Below are 17843 nucleotides of genomic sequence, written 5' to 3'. Positions count from 1 at the left end.
GGCGCGTGGCGGCGGCCGGGGTGGTCAGGGCAGCCAGCGGACCTCGTACGGGCCCAGGTCGAGGTCGCGCCCGTCGACCGTGACGGCGAGGGCGCGGTCCTGGGTGTTGACGACGACCGCGGTGTCGTCGGTGGCCAGGGCGTGCACCTGCTCGCGGCCCGGTCCGGTGAGCTCCGGGGTGCGCAGGACGACGCGGGGCGGGAAGTACTTGGCGAAGCGGGACAGCAGGTCCAGCATGGGCAGCCCGCTTCCGCCGTCCTTCCGTTCGGTGCTGCGCCACAGGCAGCCGGGGCAGTCGGCGGTCGTCGTCTGGGGGTTCCAGTAGAAGGCCGCGGCGGCGCCCGCGGCGGCCAGCCGCATCATGGCGGTGGCCTGGACGGCGGTGCGGTGCTCCTCGGTCCAGCCCTTGCGGTCGTCGTTGGCGTCGCCCGGCTCGACGTACCACTCGGACCACCACACCGGCAGACCCGTGGCCTTGCGGAGCCAGGTGGTGGCGTCGGCGAACTTCTGGGTGGCGCCGAACTCGTCGGGCAGCAGGCGGTTGTCGTCGCGGGTGTAGCTGGAGCCGTCGACGGCGACGAAGTCCGCGCCGGCCTTGTGGTCGTTCCAGTAGGTGATGGCGTCCAGGGCCCGCTGGTCGACGGAGCCCCAGGGGCCGCGCAGGGAGGAGGCGTTGGAGCTGGCACCGGGCGCGTGGCTGTCCAGGCTGATGTAGGGGCCACCGACGGCGTTGGCCTTGTTCTGCTTCTTCAGTTCCGCGTGGACGAGGTTGTACAGCTCGGTGTAGCCCTCGTAGTTCCAGCGGTTCCTGGACTCGTCGAAGAAGCCCTTGAACTCGTTCCAGACGATGAAGTAGCGGACGTCGGGATAGCGCTTGGCGATGACGCCGGCGAGCTTGGCGAAGTCCTTGTAGTGCGCGCGGTCGGGCGCCTTCTCCAGGGACTTCTGCGACCAGTCGGTGCGGGAGCCACCGCCCTTCATCCAGTCGGGGGCACAGCACAGGGTGAGCACGGGGGTTCCGCTGGTCCTGCGCATCAGCGCGACCCGCCGGTCGAGGTCCTTGAAGTTGTAGACGCCCGGGCGGGGTTCGGGGTTGTCGGCTCCCCAGCCCATGATGTGCTGGTTCTGCGGCATGGGGTCGTCGGCGAGGAGCTTGTCGGCGGCCTTGCGGGCGGTGTCGTCGCCGCGGTCGGCGCTGTACTGGGTGTGGGTGAAGCCCCAGCCGATGTCGGAGGGCACCTGTGCGGACGGGCCGCCGGGTCCGCCGCCCGGGAGGCCGGTCACGAGCACGGTGATCAGCACGGCCAGCGCGACCGCGCCGGCTCCGAGCAGGGCGACGGCCCGCCATCGCCTCGCCCCGGATAACGCCCGAACCACTCGATGACGTCCCATCAACGGCAAGGGTATCCGTGGCCGAAACGCTGTGCGGTGCCTTCCGGACGAACTCCGGAGGATCCGGGGAAAACCCGGGTGCGCGAGGCCCGCCGGTGCCGGATCATGGGGCTCATGTGTGCCGACCGCCGTCCCGCAGCCAGGAGGCAGACCCTGTCCACCGACCCGGCCACCACGCCCGCGGAGCGGTCCCTGCCGATCCGGCTGAACGTGGACGACAGCGATTCGCCGTCCGACGTCATCGACGCGCTCTTCCTCGGCCGGTTCGCCACCGGTGAGCAGCCGTACGCGCACAGCCGGTCCGTGGAGCGCGTGCGGTCCGGGATGACGCTGCTGCCGCCCGCGGCGACCGTGGTGCGCTCGGCGCGCGACGACGACCGCAGCGCGGTCCTCGCCGAGGGCGAGGGCTGGACCCTGCTGATCTCCCGCTGGAACCGCGGTGCGGACGTGTCCGTGACCGCGACCACGGAGGAGCTGGCGAGAACGGTGGTGGAGGAGGCGGTCGACGGGGCGGAGGACGAGCCCGAACCGCAGCCCGAGCACGTCACGATGGGCTTCTGGTACGTCTCGCCGCGGCGCGGACCGCACCGGACGACGCGGCAGATCTCGGCGGGCACGTGGGAGGAGGTCAGGGCCAACTACACGGCGCCGGTCGCCGACGCGATGGACCGGCTGATGAAGGTCACTCCCGACGACATCGCGGGCCGGCTGCTGCTCCTGCACGGACCGCCGGGCACGGGCAAGACCTCGGCGCTGCGGACGCTGGCCCGCTCCTGGCGGGACTGGTGCCAGGTGGACTGCGTGCTGGACCCGGAGCGGCTGTTCAACGACGTCGGCTATCTGATGGACATCGCGATCGGCGAGGACGACGGCTCGGCGAAGGGCCGCTGGCGGCTGTTGCTGCTGGAGGACTGCGACGAGCTGATCCGCGGCGAGGCCCGGCACACGGCGGGCCAGGCGCTGTCCCGGCTGCTGAACCTCACGGACGGTCTGCTGGGCCAGGGCCGCAACGTCCTGGTCGGTGTCACCACCAACGAGGACCTGGAGCGGCTGCATCCGGCGGTGGTCCGCCCCGGCCGCTGCCTGGCCCGCATCGAGGTGGGCCCGCTGTCCCACCGGGAGGCGGCCGGCTGGCTGGGAACGGAGGAGGGCGTGGGCCGCGACGGCGCGACGCTCGCGGAGCTGTTCGCTCTCCGGCGCGGCGCGGGACCGACGGCGGTGCCGCCGCAGCATGACGGGGCGGACGCGGGTCTGTATTTGTAGCGACATCTTGTGGCGACGGCGATTCGGCGGGGGCCACTCCGTGGGGGTTGCTCCCTGTCGCGGCGGGGCCATGGGGGGGGGTGGCCGCCCCAGGGCTCCAGCGCGGGTGAAGGCGCCGGGCCGCGCCTTTCAACCCGCCGCCGCGGCGCGCAACCACCACCGTCCGGCTCGGCGGTGCCCGACCGGCGTCGATCGTAGACCGCGGGCAGCAGGCAACCCGTCCCGGCGGTGACACCGACGCAGCAGGGGCATGGGGCGGACCGCCCCCATGGATCCCGGCGTCGGGCCCGCGCGCACCCCACCCGGCGCGCCGCAGGCGCTACCCGTACACCGCCCGCAGCGCCTCCTCCGCCGCCGTCCGGGCCGCCTCACGGGTGAGGCCCAGGCGCTGGGCGCGTTCGGCGAAGGCGCGGGCCGCCGTCGCGGCCTCGCGGGCTGAGGTGTCGCCGGGGGCGGCGACGAACGTGCCGTTGCGGCCACGGGTCTCGATGACGCCGTCGGCCTCCAGGGCCCGGTACGCCTTGGCGACCGTGTTGACGGCGAGGCCCAGGTCCCCGGCCAGGCCGCGGACGGTGGGGAGTTTGTAGCCGACGGGGAGTTCGCCGGAGCGGGCCCGCTCCGCGATCCGGGCGCGGATCTGCTCGTAGGGCGGTTCGGCCGCGTCCGGATCGACGGTCATGTGCAAGGCCACGGTGGGACTCCTGGCTGGGGGCTGTTGTGCGACCCATTGTGCGCCAGGCGGTGCCGCCGTGCCCGCTTCCGGGCCGGATCTACAGTTCGAGGGTCGTGCCGTAGCGGCGCAGCCATGTGTCGAGGCCGAGGACGAGCTCCGTGGCACTGCGGTAGGCGTTCGCGTCCGCGCCCGCTTCCGCCACCGCCGCGCCGTCGAGCAGCGGCCGTACGGGCGCGTCCTTGTCGGCGAGCACCCTGGTGAGTTCGGTGCGCAGCGCGGCCGCGTAGCGCGGGTCCTGGGTGCTGGGGTCTTCAACTGCTGGCTCTCGAAATCGGGTAAGTGAGCGTAACCATGTATGAGTGAGTGTCGTTGTCAGAGCGTGAATCTGACGGAGTGGGCGAAGATTCAGGGCGTGCATCCGCAGACCGCGTATCGCTGGTTCCGTGAGGGGACGCTGCCCGTACCGGCCCAGCGGGTCGGTCCACGCACGATCCTGGTGAGTATCGAGGCCGGTGCCGCACCGGAGGCGACCGGTGGGATCGGCCTGTATGCCCGCGTCTCTTCCCATGACCAGAAGACTGATCTGGAACGTCAGGTCGCCCGGCTGGCCCGTTGGGCTGCAACGGCTGGTCACCGCGTCGTCCGTGTGGAGTCGGAGATCGGCTCGGGCATGAACGGTTCCCGGCCGAAGGTGAAGCGTCTGCTGGCAGATCCGGACGTGACCTGCGTGGTGGTCGAACGCAAGGACCGGCTCGGCCGTATGAACGTGGAACTCGTCGAGGCCGCACTGTCCGCCGCCGGCCGCCGCCTGGTCGTGCTGGGTGACGGCGAAGTCGAAGACGACCTGGTGCGGGACATGGTGGAGGTGCTGACCTCGTTCTGTGCCCGCCTGTACGGTCGCAGGTCGGCGAAGAACCGCGCGCGCAAGGCGCTGGAGGCAGCCGAGCATGGCTGACCGCAAGCTGCGGGCGATCGCCCCGTCGTTCGTCGCCCTCGGCCCTTGCGGTGTGGCGATACGCGACCGGCTCAAGTACCTCACACCCGAGGATGAGAAGGTCCTCACGTTGGTGGGCGCACATCTGGGCTCGCTCGCGTCGAGGGATCTCAAGACGCGGTGCGCTGAGGGTCTGGAGCATTCCACGCAGACGTGGGCGGCACGCAAGCGTGAGCTGACGGCACTCTCGTCGTCGCGGTGGGCTGGTGCGATCAGCAAAGCCTCGCATGATCAGTGGGCGTTGGCCCGTCGCGGGCAGGCCGCGCACCTTCAAAGTCTCGAAGCCGGTGTCCGGACGATTGCGCACCGGCTGTCGCTTCCTGTCGGGGAGAAGGGGACCAAGCGTGCTCCGGGCGGCTACCGCGCCAAGCAGGAATGGTTCGCCAAGACTCGCCGCCTGCATCTGCTGGAAGACCGGCTGACCGCTGTTCGTGCCGATCGTGAGACCGGACGAGTGCGTGTCGCGCGGGGCGGTAAACGTCTCCTCAACACCCGCCACAACCTCGATCAGGCCCAGCTCACCGAGACCGAGTGGCGGGAACGCTGGGAAGCCGAACGCTGGTTCCTCCAGGCCGACGGTGAGTCCGGAAAAAAGTTCGGGAACGAGACGATCCGCGTCACCACCGACGGCGAAGTGAGCATCAAGCTGCCTGCCCCGTTCACCGAGTACGCCAACAGCAAGCACGGCCGCTATGTCCTCGCAGCGAAGGTGCGCTTCCCGCACCGGGGCGAGGAGTGGGCCGACCGGATCGAAGCGAACCGGGCGGTGGCCTACCGCATCCACTACGACGTGCCCCGTGGGCGCTGGTACCTGACCGCGTCGTGGCAGTACGCGCCGACGAAGACCATCCCGATCGAGGCCGCTTTCGCCGGCGGGGTGATCGGCGTGGACACCAACGCCGATCACCTCGCCGCCTACCAGCTCGACACCCACGGCAACCCGATCGGGCAGCCCCGCCGTTTCTTCTACGACCTGTCCGGCACCGCCCCACACCGTGACGCCCAAGTCCGCCACGCCCTCACACGGCTGCTGAACTGGGCAAAGACCTGCGGCGTCAAGGCGATTGCGGTCGAGGACCTTGACTTCACCGCGGAGAAGACCCGCGAGAAGCACGGTCGCAAGCGCCGCTTCCGGCAATTGATCTCCGGCATGCCCACCGGAAAACTCCGCGCCCGCCTCACCTCCATGGCCGACGCCACCGGCATCAGTATCATCGCCGTCGACCCGGCCTACACCTCCAAATGGGGCGCACAACACTGGCAGAAGCCCCTCACCTCACATAACCGCAAGACCACCCGTCACGATGCGGCGAGCATCGCGATCGGACGACGCGCCCAAGGGCACCCGATCCGGCGACGGACGACACCGCCCCCTGCTCACCAGAGCGATGAACAGGGGCATCGGATCGCCCAGGCCCGACCGGAGACTCTTGGGCGTGAGGAAACCCGCCCCCGCATCCCCGGACCACGCACACGATGCGTGTCGCCGGACGCGGAGCGAACGCGGGCGACCAGGACACCCAAAACCGTTCGGGATGTCCGCAGTGTGCAGGAATGGGTCCAAGACTCACTTCTGCACACTGATCAGGAACGGTGTGGAACCAGCGGTAGCCGCCGAACAGCTCGTCGGCGGACTCGCCGGAGAGGGCGACGGTGGACTGTTCACGGATCGCAAACTTTCGGACCCGCGCCGCCGCAGGGCCGTCTCAGGAGAGGAAGTGGAAGCCCGGTGCCGGATGCATCAGGAAGTCGTGGTGCGAGATGTTCCAGGCGTACGCGCCCGCCATCGCGAACGCGACCCGGTCCCCCACCCTCAGCTCGGCGACCGGCACCCGGCTCGCGAGGGTGTCCTTGGGCGTGCACAGCTGGCCGCTGAGGGTCACGGGCTCGTCCAGGGCCGCCGGGCGCGGCCAGGGGCGCGCCCACTCCCCCACCGGCAGCACGGTGAAGGGGTGGTCGTGCTGCTTGGCGGCGGGGGTGCGCATGTGGTGGGTGCCGCCGCGCAGCACCGCGAACGCCTCGCCGTGGCTGTGCTTGAGGTCGAGCACCTCGGTGAGGTACCAGCCGCAGTGGACGGTCAGTGCCCGGCCCGGCTCGATGCGCAGCGTGACGTCCGGGTGCCGCGCCGCGAGTTCGGCCAGTCCGGCACCGTAGGCCGCCCAGTCGAAGCGGGCGTGGGGCCGGGCGTAGTCGACGGCCATGCCGCCGCCGACATTGACCTCCCCGAGCGCGAGGCCGTGCCGGGCGGCCAGGCCGGCGGCCCAGTCGGTGACGCGGGCGGCGACGGCGAGCTGCGCCGCCGCGTCGAGGCCGCTGGCGAGGTGGGCGTGGATGCCCCGCAGGCGCAGCCGCCGGCCGCGCAGGAGCGGCAGGCACTCCTCGGCGCGGCGCGGGTCGAGGCCGAAGGGGCTGGGCCGGCCTCCCATGGCCAGCGCGGCGCCGCCCAGTTCGCCGTCGCCCACCGGGAGGTTGACGCGCAGCAGGATGTCGACGGGGTCGTCGCCGGGCCGCTCGTCGGCGAGGTCGGCGAGCAGCCGCAGTTCGTTCTCGCTCTCCACGTGGAAGCGCTCCACGCGCAGGTCGAGGGCGCGGCGCAGTTCCGCCTCGGCCTTGCCGGGGCCGCCGAAGGCGAGCGGCAGTTCGGGGACGGCGTCGCGGACGTGGGCGAGTTCGCCGCCGGAGGAGACCTCGTAGCCGCTGACGTGCGGGGCGAGGGCCTTGAGGATCTGGGGGGCGGGGTTGGCCTTGGCGGCGTAGTAGAGCTCGACGCTCGCGGGGAGGGCGGCGCGGACCTCGCGGGCGTGCTCGGCCAGGGCCGCGAGGTCGTAGACGTAGGCGGGCAGGTCGTCCGCGGGCAGGTGGCCGGCGTGGGCGGCGACGCTGGGGGTGATCACGGTGTGGTGCTCCAGGGTTCGGTGCGGGCGGCCTCGGAGAGCAGGTCCGACACCAGGGGCGAGGCGATCCGGACGTAGCCGGCGTCCCGGTCGGCCTTGCGCTCCCAGCGGGTGAGGAGGTTGGCCTTGGCGGGCAGCGGCACCCCGGCGACCAGGGCGCGCAGCAGCGGCGGGTTGCCGTGCGCCTCGGCCCGGCCGGCGAGGGTGCGGCGGACGGCCGACCACAGCTCCGGTTCGAGGCGCGGGTGGCGGTCGGCGAGGGCGGCGAGCATCTCGGCGACGTGGTTGACGAGCAGGCAGTAGACGACCCGGTCCCAGCCGCGCTCGCGGTCGTACGTCATGGGTCCGGCGACGTCGTCGGGCAGGCCGGCGAGGGTGGCGGCGTGGTGGCCGGGCAGCAGCTTGGTGCCCTCCAGGTCGCGGAAGAGGACCTGCCGGGGCATGCCGTCGGCGTCGACGCCGAGGACGACGTTCTGCAGGTGGGGTTCGAGGACGACGCCGTGGTCGAAGTAGGCGGCGAGGACCGGGGGGACGAGCAGGGCGAGGTAGGCGTTCCACCAGGCGAGGGCCTCGGCGGGGCCGGCGCCGTCGAGGAGGCGGCCGAGGTGGACGCCACCGGTGGGGTACTCGTCGGCGACGGCGGCGGCCAGCAGTCCGGTGACGCCGGGGGCGAGGCGGGCGCCGAGGCCCTCGCGGACGATGACGCCGAAGCCTTCGGCGAGTTCGCGGCTGCCGAGGTCGAGGGTGCGGTAGGCGGGTTCGCGCAGCAGGTCGGTGCCGGGGAAGCGGGCGGCGAGGTCGGTGGCGACGGGTTCCAGGAGGCGGGTGAGGGCGACGGCGCCGGTGAGTTCGTACTCGGCGTTCTTGCGCAGGCAGTTGGTGATGCGCACGTTCAGGCTGAACTTCAGGAAGTCCCGGCCGTCGTAGAGGGTGCGGACGGAGGCGGTGGGCTCGAAGGGGGCGCCGCCGGGGCCGAGGTCGAGGACGTCGCCGCGGTCGAGGGCGGCGAGCAGGGCGGGGTGGGTGCGCAGCATGGCGTACTGCCAGGGGTGGGCGGGCAGCAGGCGGTAGCCGTCGGGCACCGGGCGCTGCCGGTCGAGGGCGGCGAGGGCGCCGGGCACGGCGCTCTCCTCGCGGACGCTCGCCTCGCGCACGGCCAGGTGGTGCAGGGGGAAGCGGGCGCGGGTCTCGGGGGCGTAGCGGCCCCAGTCCTCGGAGGCGCCGGTGCGGGCCTTGGGGGTGGGGTGGAAGCGGTGGCCGAAGAGCAGGGACTGCTCGGAGTCCATGTAGGCGTCGCCGGACGCGGCGGGGCGCTCGGTGTCGAGTGCGGCGCTGACACCCGCGTGGCTGGAGGCCACCTGCCCGAGGAACTCGTCGTTGCGGACGCCGGTGCGCAGTTCGAGTTCGCGGTGGATGTACTCGGCGAGCCGCTGCCAGCCGATCTCGGTCCAGACGCCGTCGCGCTGTTCGGCGACCGGTCCGGTGAGGCGGTGGGCGCCGATGAGGGAGGCCCGCCGCAGCTCCGCCCGGAGCAGGACGCCGCAGCGGGGCAGGCGCAGCAGCAGCCGGCCGTCGGTGACGGCGGTCTGGTGCTCGGGTCCGGAGACCTCGCGGAGCAGGCAGTTGAGGAGGGTGTGGGCGACCACGTGGTCGGCGGAGGCCACGCCGGCGAGGGCGGTGGGTGCGGAGGACATTCAGCGGCTCCAGCGGGTGCGGAGGAGAGTGGGGGTGCTGACGAGGGCCGTCAGGGCGGCGACGGCGGATCCCGCGACGACGGGGGCGGCCGGGCCCCACGCGTCGTTGGAGACGGCGGCGACCGCTCCGGCGACGACGGCCCCGGCCTTGGATATGAACTCCAGGGAGCCGAACATCCGGCCCGGGTCGCGGCCCCGGCAGGCGTCGGCGGCGAGCGCGGACAGGCTCACCAGGCCCAGTGTCATTCCGGCGCCCAGGAGGAGCCGCAGGAGCACGAAGGAGGCCACGGAGCCGGCGCCCCAGTGTCCGGCGAGGGCGACGGCCACGCAGGCGAAGCCGGTGACGGCGCCGAGGTGGGGGCGGTCGGCGACGGCGCGGTGCACGGGCTTGGCGAGGAGGAGGTAGCACACGTGCGGGAGGGCGAAGAGCACGCCGCTCGCCGCCGGGCCCAGGCCCGGGAGCCGTCGGCCGACCAGGGTGATGAGGTAGGGGTAGGAGATGACGGTGGCGAGGACGAAGGCGAATTCCAGGGCGTAGAGGGTGCGCAGGGCCGGGCGGTCGGGTTCCGGCCCGGGTGCGGTGGCGTCCGCCGTCCCGGCCGGTTCGGTGCGCGGGGGTTCGGGCAGTGCCGCGAGCATCAGGGCGGCGGCCAGGGGCAGGACGGCGAGCAGCGCGTACTGGCGGTGGGGGGAGATCCAGGGCGAGAGGCCGCCGACGAGGATCGGCGCGGCGACGAGCGCGAGCCGGGCGGCGCCCTGCATCAGGGTCAGGGCCCAGGACAGGCGCTGCCCGTCGAGTGCGGCGGCGAGGTAGCCGTTGGAGGCGGCGAAGGTGCCGCCGAGGATGCCCTGGAGGACGAGGGCGGCGGTGAAGGCGGGCAGGCTGTCGGCCCAGCCGGCGAGGAGGAAGGACAGGGCGAGGCCGAGCTGGGCGCGCAGCAGCAGGCGTTTGCGGCCGTAGCGGTCGGCGAGCCGGCCCCACAGGGGGGCGCCGAGGGCGCCGAAGACGGTCGGCACGATGTAGAGCAGCCCGGCCCAGCGGGCCTCGTGGTCGCCGAGGGAGGGCAGGATCTCGGTGAGGTAGGGGGGCAGTCCGAGGGCGGCGAATGAGGCGACGAAGTAGCAGGCGGCGACCGCGTGGACCTGACGGGTGCGCAGGACGGGCCGCTCGTCGCGGACGCGGGTCTTGTCGAGTACGGCCGTCATCGCACCGCGCCCCGGAGGTAGTTGGGGCCCTCGACGTAGTGCTTGTTGATGTCGGCGGCCCCGGAGCGCTCCTTGGTGAGCAGGGTGCCGGCGGTGACCATGGCCTTGACCGGCAGCCGGTCGGCGTCCAGGACGCGGGCGCGCAGCACGGCGGCGGCGCCGGGCGCGGTGGTCCGCAGCCGTTCGACGGCCTCGGTGAGGCGGTCGCGGAGCCGGGCCAGCAGGTCCGTCAGGGGGGCGCGGCCGAGCCGGGCGAGCTCGAAGGCGAGGGCGCCGGCGCACAGGTGGACGGTGATGGTCGCGAAGACGTCGGCGACGGGCGCGTCGCCGGCGACGAGGATGCGCCGGTCGTCGAAGCCGAGGAGGTCGGCGGCCTCGCCGCCGAGCCGGCCGGCGAGGCGGACGGCGTGCACGCGGGGCCCGTCGTTGTCCTTGAGCAGCAGCCGCATCCGGGGGGTGCCGCCCCGCTCGTCGAGGACGACCGAGGTGTTCTGCTGGTGGGATTCGAGGGCGATGCCGTAGCCGAAGAGGGTGGTGTGCCAGTCGAGGAGGAGGGCGAGGTAGGCGTCGAGGAAGGCGGTGAGGGAGCCGCCGTAGTAGCGGTCGGCGAGTTCCTCGGCGACGAGGGCGCCGCCGGGGGTGGGGGCGAGGAACGCGGCGACGGGCACGACGTGGGCGTCCTGGAGTCCGGCGGGGTAGCGGCGGACGAGGGTGGCCAGGAGCTCGTGGTCGGCCTGGAGGTGGGTGCGTTCGTCGGCGAGGAGGACGGTGCCGGCGAAGCGCGGCTCGCGGGCGGCGATCTCCTCCAGCAGGCGCTGGCCGACCTCCCCGTCCAGGAGGGTGCCGGGCTTGATGGTGCGGCGGTTGCGCAGGCCCAGGGTGGCGGTGGCGAGCGGGAGTTTGAGGTGGGTGTCGGGGTCGTCGGCCACGGCGACGGTACGGGTGGAGAGGGTGGGCAGCACGTCCAGCCAGGGCTTGTCGGCCAGGTGGGCGGAGCCGTGGAGGCCGGTGGCGCGCAGCGCGTCGGTGAGGGCGCCGCCGGCGGTCAGCGGGTGGACGGGCAGCGCCAGGTGGGTGGCGTCGAGGCCGGTCAGGCCGAGGGCGCCGGGGGTGGGCCACCAGTGGGGCAGGGCGGCGGTGTCGCCGCGCACGGCGGCGCGCGGCAGGGCGAGCCAGCGCAGCGCGAAGGAGGGGTGGAACTCGGGTGCGTACGCGCGGACTTCGGCCTCGGTGAGGCCGGCGCGGGCCCGGCCGGTGGGGTAGACGGGGTGGTCGCGGTAGGCGGCGAGCGCGTCGAAGGCGAGGGAGTCGCGCAGGCCGGTCCAGTGGGCGGTGCGCTGTCCGTAGGTGGCGGCGAGCCGGGCGACGACGTCGTCGCGGACCGTGCCGTGCAGCCGGATCGCGGCGAGGGCCTCGTCGCACTCGGCGAGGAAGGCGTCGTATCCGGCCCGGTCCTCCTCCGGTGCGGCGGCGCGCAGCCGGGTCAGGACGGGCCGCAGGCCGGTCAGGGTGCCGTCGGCGGTCTCCAGGACGGGGCGGCGGGCGGCCAGCTCGCACTGGAAGCCCTCGGGGCCGACCGGCAGGAGCAGGGTCTCCTCGCCGGCGCGGACGCGCAGCCAGTCGCCGTCGGTGCGGGTCTCGGCGCGGGCGCGGGTGCGCAGGCCGTAGGTGTCCTCGCGCAGGAGGGTGCTGAGGACGCGCTGGAGGAGCTCACCCTCCATCCCGTCCGTACTGGTCAGGCTCATGACACGATCTCCCAGCTCCGGTCGGCCAGGAATTCCTCGACGGCGCGGTCGATCCGGCCCTGATCGGTGCCGGTCGCCCGCAGTACGCCGATGTAGTCGCGGTTGGTGCGATAGAGCGGGTGCGCCTCGCCGGTTTCGCGCAGTGGCCGGTAGACCAGCCGCACGCCGTCGCGCTCGGTGTCGCTCGCGGGGGGTGCCTTTTCGAGCGTACCCCCGCGTTCCGCGCAGACATACTCCATGCGCGCCCGGCCGTCCGTACGCGCGCCCAGGTCGGCGGGGAGCCGCTCGCCGAGGTGGGTGCGCAGGATGTGCTCGAAGAGGGGGATGCCCAGCAGGCCGGCCAGGACGAGGTCGCACTGGTCGCCGATGGCACGGTAGTTGACCTCGATCAGGCGGGCGCGGTCGCCCTGGGCGACGTACTCGGTGTGGCAGACGCCGAAGCCCACGCCGAGGGCGCGCAGCTGGCCGAGGACCTGCTCGCTGTGCGGACCCGGCGGCTCGGGCAGGAGGTCGAGCCGCTCCTCGATGAAGTACGGCAGCGGGGAGAGCCGGGTGCGGAAGGCGCCGATGGTGTGCAGGGTGTGGCCGTCGCCCAGGGTCTCCAGGGTGTGGAGCTCCCCCTCCAGGTACTCCTCGACGAGCAGCGCGACGCCCGGCCGGCGTTCCCGTATCTCCGCGCAGCGGGCGCGCAGTTCCTCCGCGTCCGCGACGAGGACGACGTCCTCGCTGGCCACGCCCTCGCGCGGCTTGACCACGCAAGGGAAGGGCAGATCGACGTCCACCAGGGCGGCCGGGTCCTCGTGGGGGGCGAGTTCGGCGGAGCGGACGGTGTCGAGACCGGCCTCGGCGAGGCTGCGGCGCAGCTGGGCCTTGTTCTTGGTGCGCAGCGCCGCCTTCCAGTCCTTGCCGGGCAGGCCGAAGAACTCGGCGGCCAGCGCGGCCTGGGTCTGGAGGTGATCGCTGTTGGTGAAGACGGCGTCGGGCCGTGCCGCCCGCCCGAGTATGGAGATCCGGCCGATGACCTCGCGGAAGTCGCGTACGTCGCAGTCGGCGATGTCGAGTTCGGGCAGGGTGGCACCGCCTTCGGCGACAGCCTTCTCGTAGGCGCGGCGGTGGGCCGCGGGCTGGTCGGTGAGGAGGGTGACGGTGAGGCCGAGCCGGGCCGCCGCGGGGAGGAATCCCTCGGTGACGGAGTCGGTGGGGTTGAGGGCGAGGAGGAAGAGCCGCATGGGGGTACGCCTTTCGGCATGCTGCGGGGCGAACAGGGGTGTGAGGGGGCGTGCCCCGCCGGGCCGTGCCGCACGCGGCGGCCCGGCGGGGATGCGAAAGAGGGTGCGGGCGGGGCTACTTGGGGATCTCGACGCCCGCCGACCTGGCGATGTCGTCCAGGACGTGGTTCGCGGCCTGGATGCCGATGCCGGACATCCAGGTCTCGTCCGGCACCTGGAAGACCTTGTCGTTCTTGACGGCGCCGAGGCCCTTCCACAGCGGGTTGCCCTCGACGGCGGCCTGCTGGGTCTTCTTGGGGTCGTCGGCGACGGTGACGAAGACCAGGTCGGCGTCGGCCTTGTCGATCTGCTCGGCGGAGACGTCGGTCATGGGCGCGTTCACGTCCTGCGAGGCGGGGCGGCGCAGGCCGACGTCGGTCAGGACGATGCCGCTGAAGGACTGCTTCTGGTAGAGGCGGGTGGGGCCGGCGACGAAGCGAACGACGGAGGCGGTGGGCATCGTGCCGTCGTTCTTCTTCCTGATCTCCTCACCGAGGGCCTTGGCGCGCTTCTCGTACGCGGCCATGGCGTTCCCCGCCTCCTTCTCCAGGCCGAGCGCCTCGGCGTGGACCTTCAGGTTCTCCTTCCAGGGAGCGCCGGTGGTCTCGGTGAAGACGGTCGGGGCGATGCCCTTGAGCCGGTCGTACGCCTTGGCGTGGCGGACCTTGGAGGACAGGATCAGGTCGGGCTTGAGCGACATGATGCGCTCGATGTTGGGCTCGGCCATGGGCCCGACGTCCTTGGTGCCCTCCGTCTTTCCGGAGAGGTACTCGGGGAATCCGCCCTCGGTCTTCATGTGGGGGGAGACCGCGCCGACCGGCGTGATGCCGAGCATGGTGACGTCGTCGAGCTCGCCGGTGTCGAGGACGACGACGCGCTGGGGCTTGCTCTTGATCTCCGTCTTGCCCATGGCGTGGGTGACGGTGCGCGGGAAGCCCGCGTCGGCGGCGCCCTTGCTCTCGCCCTGCTTCTCGTCGTCGCCGCCGCAGGCCGCCAGCGCGGCGGTGCCGATGATCACGGCGAGCATCACGGCGATCACTCTGCGGAGTCGATGGAGGGTGGGAAGGAGTCGGTTCACGGCGGATTCCTGTCTTCGAGCGGTGGGGTTCTCAGCGGGCCGCGCGTCTGCCGGAGCGGGCGCGCGGGACGACCAGGGGGGTGCCGGTCTCGGGATCGGGGACGACCCGGCATTCCACCTGGAAGACCTTTTCGACGAGTTCGGCCGTCAGGACCGTCGCCGGGGGGCCGGCGGCGGCGGGGCGGCCGTCGCTCATGACGACCAGGTGGTCGGCGTAGCGGGCGGCCTGGCCGAGGTCGTGCAGGACCATCACGACGGTCCGTTCCGCCTCGGCGTTGAGCTCCTCGACCAGGTCCAGCACGTCGAGCTGGTGGCGCAGGTCGAGGAAGGTGGTGGGCTCGTCCAGGAGCAGCAGCGGGGTGTCCTGGGCGAGGGCGAGGGCGATCCAGGCGCGCTGCCGCTGGCCGCCGGAGAGTTCGTCGACGGCCCGGTCGCGCAGCGCGTCGGTGCCGGTGCGGGCCAGGGCCGTCTCCACCGCCGCCTGGTCGGCCTTGGACCAGGGGGTGAGCATCCGCTGGTGCGGGTAGCGGCCGAGGCGTACGAGCGCTTCGACGGTGACGCCCTCGGGGGCGATGGCCTGCTGCGGGAGCAGTCCCAGGCGGCGGGCCAGCGCGCGGGCGGGCATCCGGTGGATGTCGGCGCCGTCGAGGGTGACGGTGCCGGCGGCGGGGGTCAGCAGGCGGGCGAGGCCGCGCAGCAGGGTGGACTTGCCGCAGGCGTTGGGGCCGACGATGGCGGTGACGCGGCCGCCGGGGATCGTCAGGTCGACGCCGTCGACGACGAGGTTCGTGCCGTAGCCGAGGCTCAGGCCGTGGGCGGTGAGCTCATGGGTGGCCTTCTCGGTCATCGGGTGGTGCTCCCAGCGTTCGGCTTGAGTTGACGCAGCATCAGTACGAGCAGCCAGGGCGCCCCGAGCGTGGCGGTGACGACGCCGACGGGCAGCCCGTGGACCGGCAGTACGTGCAGGACGACGAGGTCGGAGGCGAGCAGCAGCACGGCCCCGGTCAGCGCGGTGAGCACCAGGGTGCCGACGGTCGGCGGGCCGGCGAGGAAGCGGACCACGTGCGGGACGGCGAGGGCCACGAAGCCGACGGGCCCGGTGAGGGCGGCGGCGACGGAGGCCAGGAGGACGGCGAGGAGCAGCAGTTGGAGGCGGGCGGCGTTCGGGGCCAGGCCGAGGGAGCCCGCCGACTCGTCGCCGAGGTCGAGGACGGACAGCCGCCGGTGGCCGAGGAGGGCCAGCGCGATCCCGGCCAGCACGAGCGCCCCGCCGGTGGTGGACTCGGTCCAGGTGCGGCCGTAGACCGAGCCGGTGGTCCACTGGAGGGCGTCGGCGGCCAGTTCGGCCGGGAAGCGGACGATGAAGAGGTTGACCACGGCGGCCAGCCCCTGCTGGACGGCGAGGCCGACCAGCACGATCCGGGTGACGGTGACCCCGCCGCGCCAGGAGAGCGCCGCGAGCAGCAGTGCGGACAGCAGGCCGCCGCCGAGGGCACCGAGGGGGGTCAGGGCCGTGGAGGTGCCGGTGGCGAGGACGGCCACCGCGCCCAGCGAGGCGCCGCCGGTCACGCCGATGACGTCCGGGGAGGCCAGGGGGTTGCGCACGACGCGCTGCATCATCGCGCCGGCGACGGCGAGCCCGGCCCCGGCGACGATCGCGGCGATCGCGCGGGGAGCGCGCAGTTCCTGTACGAGCATCACGTCCCCGGGGTCGCCGGAGCCGACGAGGGCGCGCAGGGCGTCCAGGGGAGGCACCGGCACCTCGCCGGTGCCGAGGGCCAGGGCGAGCAGGGCGACGAGCAGGACGGTGGCGGTCGCGGCGAGGAGGGCGGTGCGGCGGCGCTGCCGGGCGAGGGCGCCGGGCCGGGCGGCGAGGGGCGCACGCCGGGCGCGCGGGGTCAGGACGCTCATCGGGCCGCCTTCCGGGCGAGGAGGGCGAGCATGGGCGCGCCGAGGAAGGCGGTGACGATGCCGACCTCCAGTTCGGTGGGGTGCAGCACGACCCGGCCGAGGACGTCGGAGGCGAGGAGGAGCAGCGGGCCGGCGACGAGGCAGCCGGGGATCAGCCAGCGGTGGTCGGCGCCGAGGGTGCGGCGTACGAGGTGGGGTGCGGCGAGGCCGACGAAGGACAGGGGGCCGGCGACGGCGACGGAGGAGGCGGCGAGCAGTACCACGGCGAGGCCGCCCGCGGCCCGGATCCTGGCGACGGGCACGCCGAGCGCCTGGGCGGTCTCGTCGCCGAGCGCGAGGGCGTTGAGCGCGGGCGCGATGGCGAGCGCGAGGGCGAAGCCGACGGCCAGGGGCGCGGCGACGGGCAGCAGGATGTCGGTCTGCCGTCCGGCGAGCGAGCCGGCCAGCCAGAAGCGGGCCTCGTCCAGGGTGCGGTGGCTGGCGAGCATCACCGCGGAGGTCCAGGAGGCGAGCACGGCGGCCAGCACGGTGCCGCCGAGCGCGAGCCGTACGGGGTCGAGGTCGCCGGCGCGGCGGGCGAGCGCCAGCACGGCGAGGGTCGCGAGCGCGGCGCCGGCGAAGGCGAACCAGAGGTACTGGGCGGGGTGGGTGAGCCGCAGTGCGTAGATGGCGGTGACGACGGCGAAGCTCGCGCCGGCGTTGATGCCGAGGGTGGTGGGCGAGGCCAGCGGGTTGCGGGTGACGCCCTGGGAGACGGCGCCCGCGACGCCGAGCGCGGCGCCGACGACGATGCCGATGACCGTACGGGGCACGCGCAGGCCGGTGACGACGAGCCCGTCGCGGCTGCCGTCCCCGTCGGTCAGCGCGTGCCACACGGTGGCGAGCGGCACCGGGCGGGAGCCGGCGGCGAGGCTGAGCGCCGCGCAGAGGACCAGCGCGGCGACGCCCGCCACCAGCAGGGCGGTCCGGCGCGTGGTCGCCGGGCGTCCGGTGGCGGGCCGGGGTGGGGCGAGGTCGGTCTCGGTCACGAGGAAGACACTAGGTTAGGTAAGGCTTACCTTGTCAATTCCCCTTGGGCGTATACCCGCAATGCCCTTTTTATTCTTGTCCGGAAATCATCCTGTCAGCCCGATCCGGCGATAGCGCGCGCGACGTTCGGCAAGGCGTTCACCCTGATCACGAGCCGTGAGGGCGGCGAGCTCCGCACCGAGGAGCGCGCCGAGGCGTGGCAGAAAAGCGCCGTCCACCCCTTCCGTCCCCTCCACCCCCTCCTCTTCGACGATCAGGTCCACGACACCGTTCGCCTGCAAATCGGCGGAGCGCACGCCCTGACGGTCGGCCACCTCGAACGCCCGCTCGGTGGTGCGGTGGAGGATGGCCGAGGCGCCCTCCGGCGGCAGCGGCGAGAGCCACGCGTGGCGCGCGGCCACCACCCGGTCCGCCGGCAGCAGGGCGAGCGCGGCGCCGCCCGCCCCCTGGCCCAGCAACAGGCACAGCGTCGGCGCGGGCAGCGTCACCAGGTCGGCGAGGCACCGGGCGATCTCCCCCGCCAGACCGCCCTCCTCCGCGTCCCGCGAGAGCGCGGCACCGGCCGTGTCGACCACCGTGAGCAGCGGCAGGTCCAGCTCGGCGGCGATGCGCATCCCGCGCCGGGCCGCGCGCAGTCCGGCCGGGCCGAGGGCCTGGCCCGCCGCCGGCACGCCGGAGGCGGGAGCGGTGCGGCTC

Annotated in this window: 15 protein-coding genes and 2 pseudogenes; 3 read left to right on the top strand and 14 right to left on the bottom strand. The window is 73.5% G+C overall.

Going from position 1 to position 17843, the window contains the following annotated elements:
* Window positions 1-24: 24 nt before the first annotated feature.
* Window positions 25-1392, bottom strand: coding sequence for a xylan 1,4-beta-xylosidase (locus tag J7E86_RS21730; RefSeq protein WP_215083407.1), 1368 nt, complete (start codon window positions 1390-1392; stop codon window positions 25-27).
* Between the two features lie 114 nt (window positions 1393-1506).
* On the opposite strand from J7E86_RS21730, the gene J7E86_RS21725 reads away from it, so the two are divergent.
* A complete protein-coding gene (locus tag J7E86_RS21725; protein WP_215083406.1) occupies window positions 1507-2655 on the top strand; it encodes a DUF5925 domain-containing protein in 1149 nt (382 codons plus the stop codon).
* Between the two features lie 319 nt (window positions 2656-2974).
* Here J7E86_RS21725 and J7E86_RS21720 read toward each other — a convergent pair whose 3' ends face one another.
* A complete protein-coding gene (locus tag J7E86_RS21720) occupies window positions 2975-3346 on the bottom strand; it encodes a GntR family transcriptional regulator (protein ID WP_215083405.1) in 372 nt (123 codons plus the stop codon).
* Between the two features lie 79 nt (window positions 3347-3425).
* Window positions 3426-3581: a hypothetical protein gene (locus tag J7E86_RS21715; protein ID WP_215083404.1), complete on the bottom strand. Its 156-nt coding sequence runs from the start codon at window positions 3579-3581 to the stop codon at window positions 3426-3428.
* A 126-nt stretch (window positions 3582-3707) separates the two neighbouring features.
* On the opposite strand from J7E86_RS21715, the gene J7E86_RS21710 reads away from it, so the two are divergent.
* Together J7E86_RS21710 and J7E86_RS21705 are read left to right on the top strand one after the other, a co-directional pair.
* Entirely contained in the window at window positions 3708-4283 is a 576-nt protein-coding gene (locus J7E86_RS21710; protein WP_215083403.1) for an IS607 family transposase, read from the top strand.
* Window positions 4276-5907, top strand: a pseudogene (locus J7E86_RS21705) (hypothetical protein); the annotation flags it as partial. The gene J7E86_RS21710 and the pseudogene J7E86_RS21705, both read left to right, overlap by 8 nt.
* 10 nt (window positions 5908-5917) lie before the next feature.
* Here J7E86_RS21705 and J7E86_RS21700 read toward each other — a convergent pair.
* The 11 genes and pseudogenes from J7E86_RS21700 to J7E86_RS21650 form a co-directional block, all read right to left on the bottom strand.
* Window positions 5918-5995: pseudogene (locus J7E86_RS21700) on the bottom strand (asparagine synthase-related protein); the annotation flags it as partial.
* A gap of 33 nt (window positions 5996-6028) precedes the next feature.
* Window positions 6029-7216, bottom strand: a complete 1188-nt coding sequence (locus J7E86_RS21695) for a type III PLP-dependent enzyme (RefSeq protein WP_215083402.1) — start codon at window positions 7214-7216, stop codon at window positions 6029-6031.
* Window positions 7213-8910, bottom strand: a complete 1698-nt coding sequence (locus J7E86_RS21690; protein WP_215083401.1) for an IucA/IucC family siderophore biosynthesis protein — start codon at window positions 8908-8910, stop codon at window positions 7213-7215. Before J7E86_RS21690 ends, J7E86_RS21695 begins: the two co-directional genes overlap by 4 nt.
* On the bottom strand, window positions 8911-10116 hold the full coding sequence (locus J7E86_RS21685) for an MFS transporter (protein WP_215083400.1): 1206 nt from the start codon (window positions 10114-10116) through the stop codon (window positions 8911-8913).
* A complete protein-coding gene (locus J7E86_RS21680; RefSeq protein ID WP_215083399.1) occupies window positions 10113-11861 on the bottom strand; it encodes an IucA/IucC family protein in 1749 nt (582 codons plus the stop codon). Before J7E86_RS21680 ends, J7E86_RS21685 begins: the two co-directional genes overlap by 4 nt.
* A complete protein-coding gene (locus J7E86_RS21675) occupies window positions 11858-13090 on the bottom strand; it encodes an acetyl-CoA carboxylase biotin carboxylase subunit family protein (RefSeq protein ID WP_215083398.1) in 1233 nt (410 codons plus the stop codon). Before J7E86_RS21675 ends, J7E86_RS21680 begins: the two co-directional genes overlap by 4 nt.
* 115 nt (window positions 13091-13205) lie before the next feature.
* Complete coding sequence (locus J7E86_RS21670; RefSeq protein ID WP_215083417.1) at window positions 13206-14156, bottom strand: ABC transporter substrate-binding protein; 951 nt, start codon at window positions 14154-14156, stop codon at window positions 13206-13208.
* An 82-nt stretch (window positions 14157-14238) separates the two neighbouring features.
* Complete coding sequence (locus J7E86_RS21665; protein WP_215083397.1) at window positions 14239-15054, bottom strand: ABC transporter ATP-binding protein; 816 nt, start codon at window positions 15052-15054, stop codon at window positions 14239-14241.
* Window positions 15051-16118, bottom strand: a complete 1068-nt coding sequence (locus J7E86_RS21660) for an iron chelate uptake ABC transporter family permease subunit (protein ID WP_215083396.1) — start codon at window positions 16116-16118, stop codon at window positions 15051-15053. The genes J7E86_RS21665 and J7E86_RS21660 overlap by 4 nt, the downstream gene beginning before the upstream one ends.
* The gene (locus J7E86_RS21655) at window positions 16115-17146 is read right to left on the bottom strand and encodes an iron ABC transporter permease (protein ID WP_215083395.1); all 1032 of its coding nucleotides are present in this window, start codon (window positions 17144-17146) and stop codon (window positions 16115-16117) included. Before J7E86_RS21655 ends, J7E86_RS21660 begins: the two co-directional genes overlap by 4 nt.
* An 87-nt stretch (window positions 17147-17233) precedes the next feature.
* Window positions 17234-17843, bottom strand: a 610-nt coding sequence (locus J7E86_RS21650) for a carboxyl transferase domain-containing protein (protein WP_285439743.1), incomplete at its 5' end; no start/stop codon positions are given.

The sequence above is a fragment of the Streptomyces sp. ISL-11 genome (assembly GCF_018614525.1).
In the GTDB taxonomy this organism is placed as follows: Bacteria; Actinomycetota; Actinomycetes; order Streptomycetales; family Streptomycetaceae; genus Streptomyces.
Note: the sequence above shows the minus strand (reverse complement) of the source record. Positions and strands in the feature narration are given on the sequence as shown.

Bases quoted from the DNA above. Each gene is read 5' to 3' on its own strand.
- J7E86_RS21730 (WP_215083407.1), bottom strand. From the start codon at position 1,392: ATGGGACGTCATCGAGTGGTTCGGGCGTTATCCGGGGCGAGGCGATGG.
- J7E86_RS21725 (WP_215083406.1), top strand. From the start codon at position 1,507: ATGTGTGCCGACCGCCGTCCCGCAGCCAGGAGGCAGACCCTGTCCACC.
- J7E86_RS21690 (WP_215083401.1), bottom strand. From the start codon at position 8,910: ATGTCCTCCGCACCCACCGCCCTCGCCGGCGTGGCCTCCGCCGACCAC.
- J7E86_RS21685 (WP_215083400.1), bottom strand. From the start codon at position 10,116: ATGACGGCCGTACTCGACAAGACCCGCGTCCGCGACGAGCGGCCCGTC.
- J7E86_RS21680 (WP_215083399.1), bottom strand. From the start codon at position 11,861: ATGAGCCTGACCAGTACGGACGGGATGGAGGGTGAGCTCCTCCAGCGC.
- J7E86_RS21675 (WP_215083398.1), bottom strand. From the start codon at position 13,090: ATGCGGCTCTTCCTCCTCGCCCTCAACCCCACCGACTCCGTCACCGAG.
- J7E86_RS21670 (WP_215083417.1), bottom strand. From the start codon at position 14,156: ATGCTCGCCGTGATCATCGGCACCGCCGCGCTGGCGGCCTGCGGCGGC.
- J7E86_RS21665 (WP_215083397.1), bottom strand. From the start codon at position 15,054: ATGACCGAGAAGGCCACCCATGAGCTCACCGCCCACGGCCTGAGCCTC.
- J7E86_RS21660 (WP_215083396.1), bottom strand. From the start codon at position 16,118: ATGAGCGTCCTGACCCCGCGCGCCCGGCGTGCGCCCCTCGCCGCCCGG.